Here is a 14,316-nt window from a genome sequence, read left to right as displayed (position 1 = left end):
CGCGATGACGACGAGCTCCGCCCCCGAGGACAACGACTCCGTGAACCCCGACGACCCCTCGACCCCCGCGACCTCCGCGGCTCCGCAGGACGCGGCCGCCCCGAGGACTGCCGTGCCTGGGGGACCGGTCGTGCGTCCCGAGGGGGACGCCGCGGTGCCGGCCGACCCGACGGCCGACGAGGACGAGAGCGCCGCGGTGGTGCCGTCCGAGCCCGACGCAGCGGAGACCGCGGTCGAGCACGTCGTGGACGAGGTGCCCATCGCACCGCCGGCCGGTCCGGCGACCGCCCCTCCCGTCGCGGAGCGGGACGACGTCGTTCCCGTGACCGACGACCCGGTGACCGTGCAGGGCGAGCAGGTGGCGGAGGGGACGGAGCCCCTGGACGAGGCTCCGGCGGTACGGAGCGCGCCCGGCGGGCACGCAGTCCTCGGCGAGGCAGCTCCCGTCTCCCGGGCCGAACCCCTCGCGTCCAGCCCGCCCGCGAGCCCGGATCGCCCGCACGGGCGGCACGAGGCGCAAGACGTCGCTCCAGCCTCCTCGGCGTCGAAGGGCACCGAGTCGCCCGCCGGGTGGTCGAAGCTCGGTCGGGCCATGCGACCGCAGGTCACCCGCTCCCAGCTCCTCGCCGGCCTGCTGTGCGCACTGCTCGGGTTCGCACTGGCTGTCCAGGTGAGCCAGACGCAGGAGCAGCAGCTCTCGTCCCTGCGTCAGAGCGACCTGGTCCGACTCCTGGACGACGTGACGCAGCGCGCGAACGCGCTCGAGACGCGCGTCGAGGGGCTCCAGGACACCCGCGACGAGCTGAGCTCCGGGTCCGGGCAGCAGCGGGCCGCCCTCGAGCTCGCCCAGAGACAGTCCGAGACGCAGGGAATCCTCTCGGGGCGCCTCCCCGCGGAGGGGCCGGGGATCACGTTGACGATCACCGAGACCGACGAGCGGATCCCTGCGCACAAGCTCTTCAACATTCTCGAGGAGCTGCGCAACGCGGGAGTCGAGGTCGTGGAGGTCAACGGTATCCGCCTGGTCACGAGCAGCTACTTCGAGGAGACGAGCCGGGGGATGGTGGTCGACGGCCAGAAGATCGCCTCGCCCTACCAGTGGAAGGCCATCGGCGACCCGTCGACGCTCGAGACCGCCCTCGAGATTCCTGGCGGTGCGATGTCCTCGGTGCGCAACGAGGGCGCCAGCCCGAAGATCACCCAGGAGGACCTCGTCACCATCTCGTCCACCCGCGAGCCGGAGACCCCGGAGTTCGCGACGCCCGTGCCTGCCGAGGGCGGGAACTGACCCTCTGGGCCGCGTGACGTGGGCGGATACTTTTCTCGGACCCGCCTGGCGGGGTAGGTTGGACGGGTTGGACGGGTATTGACCGCATCCCTGCTGCTCGCAGGATGGAGCGCGGGAGCATGTAGTACCTTTCCGCCCAAGGCACTTTGCGCTGAATGCGTCACAACTCCCGAGGAGGCGAGATGACCACTCCAGGTGAATCTGCGGAGCCACGCCGGGGAGGTAGCGACACGACGGTCACGTTCGGCCGGATCGAGCTGCCGCTCGAGGAAGGGACGCAGCCCGGTGGCCTCTCCGCCGAGGAGCAGGCCGCGATCTCCGCGCTGCCCCGGCACTCTGCGCTGCTCGTCATGCAGCGCGGCCCCTCGGTCGGGTCACGTTTCCTCCTCGACGCCGAGCGGACGGTCGCCGGGCGGAGCGAGCACGCGGACATCTTCCTCGACGACGTCACGGTCTCGCGCAAGCACGCGGAGTTCGTCCGCGACGACGACAAGTTCGTGGTGCGCGACATCGGGTCGCTCAACGGTACCTACGTCAACCGCAACCGGGTCGACGCGGTGGCTCTCGTTACCGGCGACGAGGTGCAGATCGGCAAGTACCGACTCACCTTCTTCACCAGCCCTGTCCTCGGCCAGCCCGTGGGGTCGGCGGAAGGCGCGGCAGAGCACCCGTGAACCGGCCGGCACGCTCCCCCTGGGGACACGAGAACCGGTTCGACGGCAGCAGCGCGCTGACCCCCCGACCGGCCGACGAGGGCGACGTCGAGCAGCCTGGCGAGCCATGGCCGCAGGGCATCTCGCGGCGCGCCTCGATGCGCATCTCGGACGTCCTGCGCGCCTTGCGCACGGAGTTCCCCGGCGTGAGCCACTCGAAGCTCCGGTTCCTCGAGGAGCAGGGGCTCATCGACCCCGAGAGGACGCCGTCGGGCTACCGGCAGTACAGCCCCGCTGACGTCGAGAGGTTGCGCTACGTCCTGCTCGAGCAGCGCGACAGGTATCTCCCCCTCAAGGTCATCAAGGAGAACCTCGCCGCGCTCGACGCCGGCGAGGTCGTGGAGAACCCTGCCCTGCGCCTGGCGGCGAGCGACGGCGAGACGGAGACGACGGCGGCTCGCCAGAGGTACACCGTCGGTTCGCTGGCGACCACGGTGGGGGTGGACGTCTCCCTGGTCGAGGGGCTGATCTCTGCAGGCGTCCTGCGCCAGGCTCCCGGTGGGCAGCTCGACGCATGGTCCCTCGAGGTCGTCCAGCTCGCGGCGGCGCTCGGAGAGTACGGGATCGAACCGCGTCACCTCCGGCTGCTCCGGACGTCGGCGGACCGCCACGTCGGACTGGTCGAGCAGGTCGTGGCACCGTGGCGCAGCCAGCAGTCCTCGTCGGCGCGTGCGCACGCCGGGGCCCTCGCGGGCGAGGTCGGCGAGCTCTTCGCCAAGCTCCACACGGTCTGGCTGCGCCAGGGCGTGGGAGACCTCACGAACTGAGCCGCACCGGTGCGGCGCTGGTCCGACGGGCGCTCCTGGAGCGAGGTTCAGGTCCGCAGGTGCTCCTCCCACTGACGGACGGCGCGTGCCGTCGTACGGTGGACGGGTGAGCAACGAGGTGCCGATGGTCCCGGTGGAGGTACTCGGCGTGCGCCAGCAGCAGGGCGCCGGGCAGGAGATCGTCGTGCTGCTCCTGGATCCCGCGGCGGAGCTGGTGGTGCCGATCATCATCGGCCCGCGCGAGGCGAGTGCGATCGCGATGGCACAGGCGCACCTGACCGCCCCGCGGCCCATGACCCACGACCTGCTCCGTGACGTCCTCGAGGCGGTGCAGGTCGGTCTGCTGCGGGTCGAGATCGTGGCGCTGGACGACGGCATCTTCTTCGCGGAGATGGTCCTCAGCACGGGGGTCCGGGTGGACGCGAGGGCGTCGGACGCGATCGCGGTCGCCGTGCGCACCGAGAGCCCGGTCATGTGCTCCGCGGAGATCGTCGCGCTCGCCGGGGTCGAGATCGTCGACCCGGAGCAGCAGCGAGAGGTCGCCGAGTTCCGCGACTTCCTCGAGCACGTTTCACCCGAGGACTTCGGACCTTCCGAACGAGGTGAGGAGCCGGGGGACCGATAGCTGCCGAACGTTCACCCAGAGGTGCTGGCGACAATTCGGCAAAACGGACGAACCTTCGATCATTCAGGGAGACAAGAGGGGTATTTCGGGTAAAGTCGGACAGGCGATCTCCGCCGCAGCGCGTCCGGTCCTCACCGTCTGGCGCGTGGCCGCGGTGACAGGGGACCTGCGCGACACGCTCGGTTCTCAAGGCCTCGGTCGTTGACGCTCCCCGACCCCGGGCCTAGCGTGGAGTCCACATCATCCTTGGAGGCACAGTGAACAGCAGCGGCAGAGCTGGAGCGGAGCCAGGGGCTCCTGTTTCCCACGCGGCCCAGGGCCTGCTGTTCGGCGAGGACATCACCGAGCACGACACGACCACCGGATATCGCGGTCCCACGGCGTGCCGCGTCGCCGGTATCACCTATCGGCAGCTGGACTACTGGGCCCGTACCGGCCTGGTCGAGCCGACGGTCCGGTCGGCCTCCGGCTCGGGGACGCACCGGCTCTACGGCTTCCGGGACATCCTCGTCCTCAAGATCGTCAAGCGACTCCTCGACACCGGGGTGTCGCTGCAGCAGATCCGCACCGCGGTCGAGCACCTGCGCGAACGCGGCGTGAACGACCTCGCACAGATCACGCTCATGAGCGACGGTGCGAGCGTGTACGAGTGCACGTCTGCGGACGAGGTCGTCGACCTGGTCCAGGGTGGCCAGGGAGTCTTCGGCATCGCGGTGGGGCGCGTCTGGCGTGAGGTCGAGGGAACGCTGAGCGACATGCCGGCCGAGTCCCTGGGGGACGACGAGACGCCGGGCGTACCCACCGAGGACGAGCTCGAGCTCCGCCGTCGGGCACGCAGCGCAGGCTGAAGCCCTCCGACGCACCTCACGCCGCCGAGGCGTGAGCCAGGACCCCGCCCCGGCGGTGTCTTCCTCTGTCCGGGCCGAGGCCGACCGGCTCGTGGCGAGGAGCACTTTCTTGCCCTCGCGTCCGGTTCCGGTGCCGTCCCGCGGCGGCGGCCGTGCGAAGATCACCTCTGGACGTCCCCGGCTCGCGCCGGTGCGACGCCCGTGACGAGCGGGTGCGCGGACCTCTTCTCGCGGTGGTCCGGAGCCCGACCCACGATGACGGATGGGGTACTTGGTGTTCTCGAAGGTTCTGGTCGCCAACCGCGCGGAGATCGCGGTTCGGGCGTTTCGCGCGGCGTACGAGCTCGGCTCCCGGACGGTGGCCGTCTTCCCCTACGAGGATCGGAACTCCGAGCACCGCCTGAAGGCCGACGAGGCGTACAGGATCGGCGAAGAGGGCCACCCGGTCCGCGCCTACCTCGACATCGAGGAGATCGTGCGCGTCGCCAAGGACGCGGGCGCCGACGCGATCTACCCCGGTTACGGGTTCCTCTCGGAGAACCCCGACCTGGCACGCGCCTGCAAGGACGCGGGCATCGCGTTCGTGGGACCGCCCGCCGAGGTCCTCGAGCTTGCGGGCAACAAGGTGCGCGCGCTCAAGGCCGCCAAGGAGGCGGGCATCCCCGTCCTGGCGTCGAGCGAGCCCTCGGCGGACATCGACGAGCTCATCGCGGCCGCGGACGAGATCGGGTTCCCCATCTTCGCCAAGGCCGTCGCGGGCGGCGGCGGGCGCGGCATGCGCCGCGTCGACCGCCGCGAGGACCTGCCCGAGGCGCTGGCCGCCGCGATGCGTGAGGCGGACGGCGCGTTCGGCGACCCGACCATGTTCCTCGAGCAGGCCGTGCTGCGCCCGCGTCACATCGAGGTGCAGATCCTCGCCGACGGCCAGGGCAACGTCGTCCACCTGTACGAGCGCGACTGCTCGGTCCAGCGGCGCCACCAGAAGGTGATCGAGATCGCCCCGGCGCCGAACCTGGACCCGGCGATCCGTGACGCCCTGTGCGCCGACGCCGTGAAGTTCGCGCGGTCGATCGGGTACCAGAACGCCGGCACGGTCGAGTTCCTCCTCGACACCGTGGGGGAGCGGGCCGGCCAGCACGTGTTCATCGAGATGAACCCGCGCATCCAGGTCGAGCACACGGTCACCGAGGAGGTCACCGACATCGACCTCGTGTCGTCGCAGATGCGCATCGCGGCGGGGGAGTCCCTGGAGGACCTGGGCATCCGTCAGGAGGACGTCCACGTCAACGGCGCGGCCCTCCAGTCCCGCATCACGACCGAGGACCCCTCCAACGGGTTCCGTCCCGACACGGGCCGCATCGTGGCCTACCGTTCGCCCGGCGGCGCCGGTGTCCGCCTCGACGGGGCGACCGCTACCGCCGGGTCGGAGATCTCCGGCCACTTCGACTCGATGCTCGTCAAGCTGACGTGCCGTGGTCGTGACTACCCGACGGCGGTGCGACGTGCCCGGCGCGCCCTGGCAGAGTTCCGCATCCGTGGCATCCGCACGAACATCCCCTTCCTGCAGGCGGTCCTCTCGGACGCCGAGTTCATCGCGGGAAACCTGTCGACGTCGTTCATCGACGAACGCCCCGAGCTGCTTGCCGCACGCGAGAGCGCAGACCGCGGCACCCGGCTCCTGAGCTACCTGGGCGACGTGACCGTCAACCGGCCGAACGGGACGGGCACGGGCGCGATCGACCCGGTGGCGAAGCTCCCCGCCCTCGACCTGTCCGTGGCCCCGGTGCCCGGGAGCAGGCAGCAGCTGCTCGAGCTGGGACCTGAGGGGTTCGCCCGTGCGCTGCGTGCGGAGACCGCGGTCAAGGTCACCGACACCACGTTCCGCGACGCCCACCAGTCCCTGCTGGCCACCCGGGTCCGCACGCACGACCTGCTCGCCGTCGCCCCCTACGTCGCTCGACTGACCCCGCAGCTGCTGTCGGTCGAGGCCTGGGGCGGCGCGACGTACGACGTCGCGCTCCGCTTCCTCGGTGAGGACCCGTGGGCTCGCCTCGCGGCGCTGCGTGCGGCCATGCCGAACGTGGCGCTCCAGATGCTGCTGCGCGGCCGCAACACGGTGGGGTACACGCCGTACCCCACCGAGGTCACCGAGGCGTTCGTCCGCGAGGCAGCGGCGACGGGCGTCGACATCTTCCGGATCTTCGACGCGCTCAACGACGTCGAGCAGATGCGCCCGGCGATCGACGCCGTGCGGGCGACCGGCACCGCAGTCGCCGAGGTCGCGCTGTGCTACACGGGCAACCTGCTCGACCCGGCCGAGAGCCTCTACACGCTCGACTACTACCTCGAGCTCGCGGAGCGCATCGTCGACGCCGGCGCCCACGTGCTCGCCATCAAGGACATGGCGGGCCTCCTGCGTCCCGCTGCCGCGGCACGCCTGGTCTCGGCGCTGCGCGAGCGGTTCGACCTGCCCGTCCACCTGCACACGCACGACACGTCGGGCGGACAGATGGCCACGCTCATGGCTGCCGTCGCCGCGGGTGTCGACGCGGTCGACGTCGCGAGCGCCGCGATGGCGGGCACCACGAGCCAGCCCTCGATGTCCGCGCTCGTCGCAGGCCTCGAGCACACCGACCGCGACACGGGTCTGTCCCTGCGCGCGGTGTGCGACCTGGAACCGTACTGGGAGGCCGTGCGTCGCCTGTACGCGCCGTTCGAGTCCGGGCTCTCGAGCCCCACGGGCCGCGTCTACGAGCACGAGATCCCGGGCGGTCAGCTCTCCAACCTCCGCCAGCAGGCCATCGCGCTCGGCCTGGGGGACCGGTTCGAGCAGATCGAGGCCACCTACGCCGCCGCCGACCGCATCCTCGGTCGCCTCGTGAAGGTGACGCCGTCCTCGAAGGTCGTGGGCGACCTGGCGCTGCAGCTCGTGGCCCGTGGAGCGGACCCGGCGGACTTCGCCGAGAACCCCCAGGACTACGACATCCCCGACTCGGTCATCGCGTTCCTGGGTGGAGAGCTCGGGGACCCGCCCGGTGGTTGGCCCGAGCCCTTCCGTAGCAAGGCTCTCGCAGGTCGCGTCGTGCGCACGCCCGTGACGCCCCTCAGCGAGGAGGACCAGGCGGACCTCGACGGCGACTCGGCCGCGCGCCGCAACCGCCTCAACCACCTGCTGTTCGCCGGTCCCACCAAGGACTACGAGACGACGCGCGCGGCGTTCGGCGACGTGTCCGTCCTGGGCACGCAGGCCTACCTGTACGGGCTCACGCCCGGCGAGGAGGTCGAGGTCTCGCTCGAGCGCGGCGTCAAGCTCCTCGTGGGCCTCGAGGCCGTCGGCGTCCCCGACGAGCGCGGCATGCGCACCGTCATGTTCACCCTCAACGGCCAGCTGCGTCCGCTCCAGGTGCGTGACCGTTCGATCGAGGTCGACGCGTCGCTCGCCGAGAAGGCCGACCCTGCCGCGCCGGGTCAGATCGCGGCGCCGTTCGCCGGTGCGGTGACACCCGTCGTGCACGAGGGCGACGTCGTCGAGGCGGGGCAGACGGTCGCGACGGTCGAGGCCATGAAGATGGAGGCCGCGATCACGACCCCCGTGGGCGGGACCGTGCAGCGCGTGGCGATCGGCGCGGTCCAGCAGCTCGAGGGCGGGGACCTGGTGCTCGTCGTCGTGTGACGACGAGCCCGGGCGACGGCCTGGAGCACAGGGGCCAGCGGGCCGGGGGAAGCAGTGCGCTTCCCCCGGCCCGCTCGCGTCGGCGGGGGTGGGCCCCGTCATCGCGGTGTCGAGGGGGGAGCGCCTGCCTCCTGCTCGCCCCCTGACCCGGCGCGACGGCCCGCCGCGCGGCACACTGGAACCAGCCCCCAGCCACTCCACCGAAGGCGACAGATGCGCATCACGTTCCACGGACACTCCTGCGTCGCGCTCGAGCACGCGGCGACCATGCTGACCTTCGATCCCGGGACGTTCGCGGACACTGCCGCGGCGCTGGCCAACCCTGGGACGCTGCTCGTGACGCACGCGCACCCCGACCACCTCGACGTCGACGCCGTCCGGGCCGCGCTGGCGGCCCATCCCGAGCTGCGCGTCGTCGGACCGGAGGCCGCGTTCGACCGGTTGGGCGAAACGCCCGACGGCGACCGGTTACAGGTGGTCGAACCGGGAGACGTCCTGACGATCGGGTCGTTCTCGGTGCTGGTCGGAGGAGGGCAGCACGCGCTCATCCACCCGGACGTGCCACGGGTCGCCAACGTCACCTACCTGGTGTCGGCCGGCGGCGTACGTGCCTACCACCCGGGCGACTCGTTCAGCCCGCCCCTGACGGACGACCGTCTCGACGTCCTGCTCGCGCCGGTGTCCGCGCCGTGGATGAAGATCGCCGAGGGCATCGACTTCGTCCGGTCGCTCGACCCGTGGGTCATGATCCCCATCCACGACGCGATCCTGTCGGCCCCGGGCCTCGGCCTGGTCCACCGGTTGTTCGGCGAGGGGCGCACGGGCGGTACCTACGACTACCGCCCGCTCGAGGTGGGCGGGCATCTCGACGTCACCCCGAGAGGCGAGGAGCAGACCATGACCGACGAGACTGTGCCGTACCGCGACCCGGAGGCGGTCGCCGACGCGATCCTGCGCGAGCACCCCGAGTTCGACGAGGTGCCCACCATCGAGGTCGACGAGACCGTCCCGCCTCGCCCCGAGGAGGAGGTCGCGGACGCCACGCGGGAGTAGGTGCTGCTGGCGGCGGGCCTACAGCAGCGGGCGCAGCGGCGTGAGCGCGACCTCGCCGAGCTTGGCGGCGAGCGACCTCCCGGACCACTCGTCGAGCGTGAGCTCGCGGCAGTTGCTGAGGTCGACGTCGTAGACCTTCTCCATCTGCGCCGCGATGCCGGCGTCGACGATCTCGAGGTTGACCTCGTAGTTCCCGGTGAGGCTGAGACGGTCGATGTTGGCCGTGCCGATCGTCGTCCAGCGGCCGTCGATCGTCGCCGTCTTCGCGTGGACCATGGCGTCCTTGTAGAGCCAGATGGTCACGCCGCCGCGCAGCAGGGTCGTGTACAGGCCCTTGGAGAGCCAGTCCGCCACGACGTGGTTCGAGCGCTCGGGGACCAGGACACGGACGTCGACGCCGCGCTGCGCCGCCATGAGCAGGGCGTCGAGGATCTCACGGTCGGGGATGAAGTACGCCTGCGTGATGTAGATGTGGTCCGACGCGCGGTCGATCGCGTCCAGGTAGATGCCGCGGATCGGGAAGACCAGGTGGGCGGGGGCGTTGCGGGCCGCGCGGAGCTCGGGCAGCCACAGCCGTGACCCCGGGTCCTCGAGGCGCGGCTGGCCCGGCTTGCGGTTCGAGTTCCAGAAGTCGACGAACGCGTTGCGCAGCTCCCAGGTGGACGGCCCCGCGAGCCGGATGTGGGTGTCACGCCACTGCGTCGCGTACATGGCGCCGATGTTGTACCCGCCGACGAACCCGATCTCGTCGTCGACGACCAGGATCTTGCGGTGGTCACGGCCGGACTTGCGGACGTTGAGCACCAGGACGCCCGGGCGGAAGACCGGGTAGCGGATCACGTGGATCGGGGCCGGGAACGTCAGGAACTCGCGGGGGACGACGAGGTTCGCGAAGCCGTCGTAGATCACGAAGACCTCGACGCCGCGCTCGGTCGCCTCGACGAGCGCGTCCTTGAACTCCTTGCCGAGCTCGTCGCCCTTCCAGATGTACGTCTCGAGCATGATGCGACGCTTGGCCCCGCGGATGGCGGCGAGCATCTCGCGGTAGAGGTCGTCGCCGTAGGTGAAGATCGTCGTCGACGTCTCGCCGACGCTTCCCTCGGCGGGGGCGGAGCGGGGGAACTTGCTGGGGTCAGTGACACGTCGCTTGCGGATGGCGTCGGCGATCACCAGCCCGGTCGCGACGGTCACGGGGACCGCGACCGCGAGCACTGCTGCGCGGGCCATGACCGTTCGAGCGAGCTGGACGGGAGAGGTCTTCGAGGGGCGCACCTGCTCACCGTAGCCTCAGGTCGCCGTGAGCACCCGGAGAAATGGGGTGACTTTGGCCGTTGCGGTCACTGCGTCTCCGCGTCACGGCTCGGCGGCGACGTTTTCTCCTCCTATGTCCGTTTCGGGGAGTCCTTCGCTGCCCATCTCCGCAGGCAGTCCGGTCGACAGGGGGTGCGACCTGATCGCGGCCGCGAGCTCACCCTCGATCCGGTCGAGATAGACGCCCGTCGTGGCGATCGACGCGTGCCCCAGGAGCTCGGCGATGACCTTCACGTCCCAGCCCTGAGCCACGAGGAGTGTGGCGGTCGTGTGCCGCAGGGCATGAGGGGTGGCGGCCCGACGGTACTCCTCGGGCATGCGAGCGACGCACCGGTTGAGGAGCGCACGGATCGCCTGGGCGTCGATACGCCGGCCCCGCCAGGTGAGCAGGAGGGCGCGGGCGGCGTCGGCGTCACCCGGCCTGCGCGCCAGGAGAGAGGGGCGGAGCGTCGCGAGGTACTCGTCGAGCGCCCGCGCGAGGGGCTCGGACAGGCTGACGGTCCGCACCGTGCCGCCCTTGCCCTTGATCCGCCACCGGGTCTGGTCGGGTTCGCGGACGAAGTCGTCGACGTCCGCACGGGCGACCTCCGAGACCCGGGGGCCGAGGATGAGCAGGAGCGCGATGATGAGGCGGTCCCGCAGTGCGAGGTCGTGGTCAGGACGAGGACGTGCGGCGCCGCTCGTCTCGACCGGGACGTCCGTCGGTCGCGGCTTGGTGCTCGCGGTCACGAGGAGCGCCTGTGCGGCCGTGGCGGACAGCGCGGTGCGGGCGACGCGCAGGCCGCCACGGAGCCGGGCCGGGGGAGCGGCCCACTGCATCGGGTCGGCCTGGACCCACCCGTCGCGGGCCGCGTGCGTGAAGAACCGGGAGATCGACTGCCGGAACCTGTTGACGGTCGCCGCCGAACGACCCGGGCCGTCGGGCTTGGTACGCGGGTCCGTGTATCGCCCGTCCGGGGTGATCTGGTAGCGGAGGAGGAAGTCGTCGATGTCGGCGCCCGTGATGTCGTCGAGGACGGTCTCTGCGCCCGCGAGGGAGGAGAACTCCCGCAGGTCGCGCTCGTAGTTGCGCTGGGTGGTGGGGGAGAGGACGCCACGGAGCGTCTCCGCCGAGACGGAGGAGAGGTACGTGGCGACCGCCTCGGCGACGGTGATGCGGCGAAGGCGGGGAGGGGCGACCACCGAACAGCTCCTGGGGGACGGGACGAGACCGGACATCCGGAGCATAGGGGGCGCCACTGACAGACGCGGGAGGGATCGAGTTCACGGCGTCTCACCACGGTGTTGTGCTAAACACAATGGTTTGTCGTGTATGTCCCAATTGGAGGAGCATACCGCAGCGCAGCATCAGCGCGGAAGAGGTCGCCCCACGCGCCCTCAGGTGCCCGACGGCGCCACGACGACTCCCTGATCATTGCTCCCCGGTGGCGGCGAACCTCTGGGCACCGGGCCCGGAGGGGGACCGGTCGCGAAGCGGGGCCAACCACCAGCGATACACCCACCACGGTGCCGCGACGACGGCGACGACCGCCGTGAGGACGAGTGTCAGCGCCGTAACAGCGAGCACGGTTGCCAGGAGCGTCGCCATGAGGATGCAGCGTGCCGCACGGCCGACGACCGAGGCGCCAGAGCCGCTCACAGGAGTTCTGGGCGAACCGAAGGTTCCTGCAGGACCTCCGGGACGCGTGGCCACGAACGGCCCTGAGCTCATTCTCGACTCCAGGTCTCGGTGGGCGCTCCAGGTCGACGCCCTTGCGATGGAGGGAGTACGCGCCCGCCTCGCGTGATGCAGCGTCGGCTAGGCCCGAGACGTTCCTGGGGTGACGTGAGGCCTGCGAGCCTGCGAGAGATCAGCCGCTCCTGACAGGGCGTCTGTGGCCGAGAGGGGTGTGGCCAGATCGTCGTAATGACATAATGTACATTATCGGCGTAGCGTCGAACGGGCCGAGAGGGGCTCGGAGCGCACCTGCGCTGTGTGCTGGTCACCCACGAGATGCAGCTCCGTCGCCGGCCGTTCCACGCTGCGACACGGTGACCAGGAGGATGTCCAGGCCTGGCGGCCACCATGCCAGGCGGTTCGGCGTGCGTAGGGCGCCCGGGCGGCCCCGCCCACCACTCCCCCGGACTTGCGGCCTGTTGACAGCATCGTTGCAGGTCAGAGGGTATTTCTGGCCCTCCGACCGGCAACGACGCTCTCGGCGTGGTGCTCGTTCCTGCTCGTTCCGCTCAGCCCGCCGCCCTCTTGACGAGGTCCGCGATCGTCGTCTCGTTCTCCGCTGTCAGCTCGGTGAGCGCGAATGCGACAGGCCACAGGGTGCCGTCGTCGAGCTGTGCCACGTCGTTGAATCCGAAGGTCGGGTAGCGCGCGCCGAACTTCTCCGCAGGCTGGAAGAAGCAGAGGATCTTGCCGTCCTTGGCCCAGCCGGGCATCCCGTACCAGGTCTTCGGCGCGAGCGAGGGCGCGTGCTCGGCGACGAGCTCGTGGATCCGCGAGGCCATGGAGCGGTCCGGTTCCGAGAGCTCCGCGATCTTCTCGAGCTGGGCCTTCTCCGCCTCGGCCCGGTTCGCGGACGCCTTGAGCTCCTTGGCGCGCTCCTTCATCGCCGCGCGCTCCTCGGCCGAGAAGCCTTCGTAGGCCTTGCCGGTCTTGGTCGACTTCGTGGTGCCGGTCATCGCGATTCCCCTTCGTGGAGTGTCTGCCGTCAGGTTCGACGCTACTGAGGGACGCGGGCGCGCGCTTCTCCAGATCTGCTCGATCCCGGCCGGGGTGACGCAGCGACCGATTCTCCGTACCGGGCAATTCCCGTCCTCGGATCTCTCCGCGCGATTCGATGAACGCAGAAGAATGTCACCGAGGAATCCATGGAGCGCCGTACGGAATGCCGGGTGGCGAAATCCCTTGCTCGCGTGCGGGCGTGTCGTGCTAGCGTCGCAGTGATCGTGAACCGTCGAGGAGGTGAGACCCGTGAACGCAGCATCCGTACCGGGCGCTCCCCCGCAGCCCACGATCGCGCGACTGCGATAGTCGCCACCGGGAGCGCTCGCCAGACTCTTCGCGAAAGGCGACTCCCATGAACACCTCACCCTCTTCTTCCTCGCACTCCCCCGCGACGTCCGCCCCCGGCCTGCCGGGGCGCGTTGTCGGCGAACGAGCCCTGGTCCTCGGTGGTGGCGGTTCGACCGGCAACGCCTGGCTGATCGGCGTCGTCGCCGGTCTGTTCGAAGCCGGCGTGGACGTGACTGCCCCCGACCTGACCGTCGGGACGTCGGCCGGCTCGACCGCCGCTGCCCAGCTGTCGGGCGCGACCCCGGCCGACCTGCTGGCCGCCGTCCTTGCCGCCGCCCCTGCGGAGCGACGCGCTCCGGGAGGAGCCGACCGGGTCAGGGCCTCGAACAGGCCGGTCGTCGACCACCTCGAGCGGATGCGCGCCCTCATCGCCTCGGCTCATGACCCGGCTGACCTGCGGAAACGAGTCGGTGCCGCAGCGCTCGCGCGGGAGGCGACGTCGGACGGTTCCTGGCAGGACCGGTGGCGGACCACGGTCGCGTCACGACTGCCCGGTCAGGACTGGCCGCTGCGACGGGTCCTGCTCACGGCCGTCGACGCCGAGACCGGCGACCCTGTCGTCTTCGACCGCGACAGCGGGATCGACCTGGTGGACGCCGTCGCGGCGAGCTGTTCGAGCAGCCTCCCCTACGAGATCGCCGGTCGCCGGTACATCGACGGCGGCTACCGGCGCAACGAGAACGCCGACCTCGCCGAGGGGTACGGGCGGGTGCTCGTGCTGTCGCCCTTCGGTGGTCGGTCACTCACCCCGCCGACCTGGGGCCTGCAGCTGGCGGCGCAGGCCGACGAGCTCCGCGCCGGTGGCAGCGAGGTCGTGACGATCGTCCCGGACGAAGGCTCCGAGCACCTGTTCGGTGCCGACGCGATGGATCTCTCGCTCCGCCCGACGGCCGCTCGAACCGGGTACGAGCAGGGCCTTAACCTGGGCGATCGACTGACCGCGTTCTGGGGCTGAAGCCTCGGCGCCAATT

Annotated in this window: 11 protein-coding genes; 8 read left to right on the top strand and 3 right to left on the bottom strand. The window is 70.8% G+C overall.

What is annotated here, in order from left to right:
• The first annotated feature begins 4 nt into the window (after positions 1–4).
• From ACZDYF_RS06565 to ACZDYF_RS06535, 7 genes are all read left to right on the top strand, one after another.
• Entirely contained in the window at positions 5–1,288 is a 1,284-nt protein-coding gene (locus ACZDYF_RS06565; protein ID WP_475054889.1) for a DUF881 domain-containing protein, read from the top strand.
• Between the two features lie 182 nt (positions 1,289–1,470).
• The gene (locus ACZDYF_RS06560; protein ID WP_191790427.1) at positions 1,471–1,962 is read left to right on the top strand and encodes an FHA domain-containing protein; all 492 of its coding nucleotides are present in this window, start codon (positions 1,471–1,473) and stop codon (positions 1,960–1,962) included.
• Complete coding sequence (gene ftsR, locus ACZDYF_RS06555; protein WP_307824093.1) at positions 1,959–2,768, top strand: transcriptional regulator FtsR; 810 nt, start codon at positions 1,959–1,961, stop codon at positions 2,766–2,768. Before ACZDYF_RS06560 ends, ftsR begins: the two co-directional genes overlap by 4 nt.
• Before the next feature lie 106 nt (positions 2,769–2,874).
• The gene (locus tag ACZDYF_RS06550; protein WP_372440726.1) at positions 2,875–3,393 is read left to right on the top strand and encodes a bifunctional nuclease family protein; all 519 of its coding nucleotides are present in this window, start codon (positions 2,875–2,877) and stop codon (positions 3,391–3,393) included.
• Positions 3,394–3,650: 257 nt separating this feature from the next.
• Positions 3,651–4,241: a MerR family transcriptional regulator gene (locus tag ACZDYF_RS06545; protein ID WP_475054885.1), complete on the top strand. Its 591-nt coding sequence runs from the start codon at positions 3,651–3,653 to the stop codon at positions 4,239–4,241.
• A 274-nt stretch (positions 4,242–4,515) separates the two neighbouring features.
• Entirely contained in the window at positions 4,516–7,914 is a 3,399-nt protein-coding gene (locus ACZDYF_RS06540) for a pyruvate carboxylase (RefSeq protein ID WP_475055465.1), read from the top strand.
• Between the two features lie 213 nt (positions 7,915–8,127).
• Positions 8,128–8,967 (top strand): MBL fold metallo-hydrolase, encoded by an 840-nt coding sequence (locus ACZDYF_RS06535; protein WP_475054882.1) that lies wholly within the window; start codon positions 8,128–8,130, stop codon positions 8,965–8,967.
• A gap of 18 nt (positions 8,968–8,985) precedes the next feature.
• Here the strand turns inward: ACZDYF_RS06535 and ACZDYF_RS06530 are convergent, their stop codons facing one another.
• From ACZDYF_RS06530 to ACZDYF_RS06520, 3 genes are all read right to left on the bottom strand, one after another.
• Positions 8,986–10,239 carry a phospholipase D-like domain-containing protein gene (locus tag ACZDYF_RS06530; protein ID WP_475054881.1) on the bottom strand — a complete coding sequence of 418 codons (1,254 nt, stop codon included), beginning with the start codon at positions 10,237–10,239 and terminating at the stop codon, positions 8,986–8,988.
• Positions 10,240–10,320: 81 nt separating this feature from the next.
• The gene (locus tag ACZDYF_RS06525; protein WP_475054878.1) at positions 10,321–11,460 is read right to left on the bottom strand and encodes a tyrosine-type recombinase/integrase; all 1,140 of its coding nucleotides are present in this window, start codon (positions 11,458–11,460) and stop codon (positions 10,321–10,323) included.
• A 1,044-nt stretch (positions 11,461–12,504) separates the two neighbouring features.
• Positions 12,505–12,951, bottom strand: a complete 447-nt coding sequence (locus ACZDYF_RS06520) for an iron chaperone (protein ID WP_475054876.1) — start codon at positions 12,949–12,951, stop codon at positions 12,505–12,507.
• 398 nt (positions 12,952–13,349) lie between these two features.
• Here ACZDYF_RS06520 and ACZDYF_RS06515 point away from each other — a divergent pair, with 398 nt between their 5' ends.
• Complete coding sequence (locus tag ACZDYF_RS06515) at positions 13,350–14,300, top strand: patatin-like phospholipase family protein (RefSeq protein ID WP_475054875.1); 951 nt, start codon at positions 13,350–13,352, stop codon at positions 14,298–14,300.
• Positions 14,301–14,316: the final 16 nt, after the last annotated feature.

The sequence above is a fragment of the Oerskovia sp. PE-21s genome (assembly GCF_056158145.1).
Note: the sequence above shows the minus strand (reverse complement) of the source record. Positions and strands in the feature narration are given on the sequence as shown.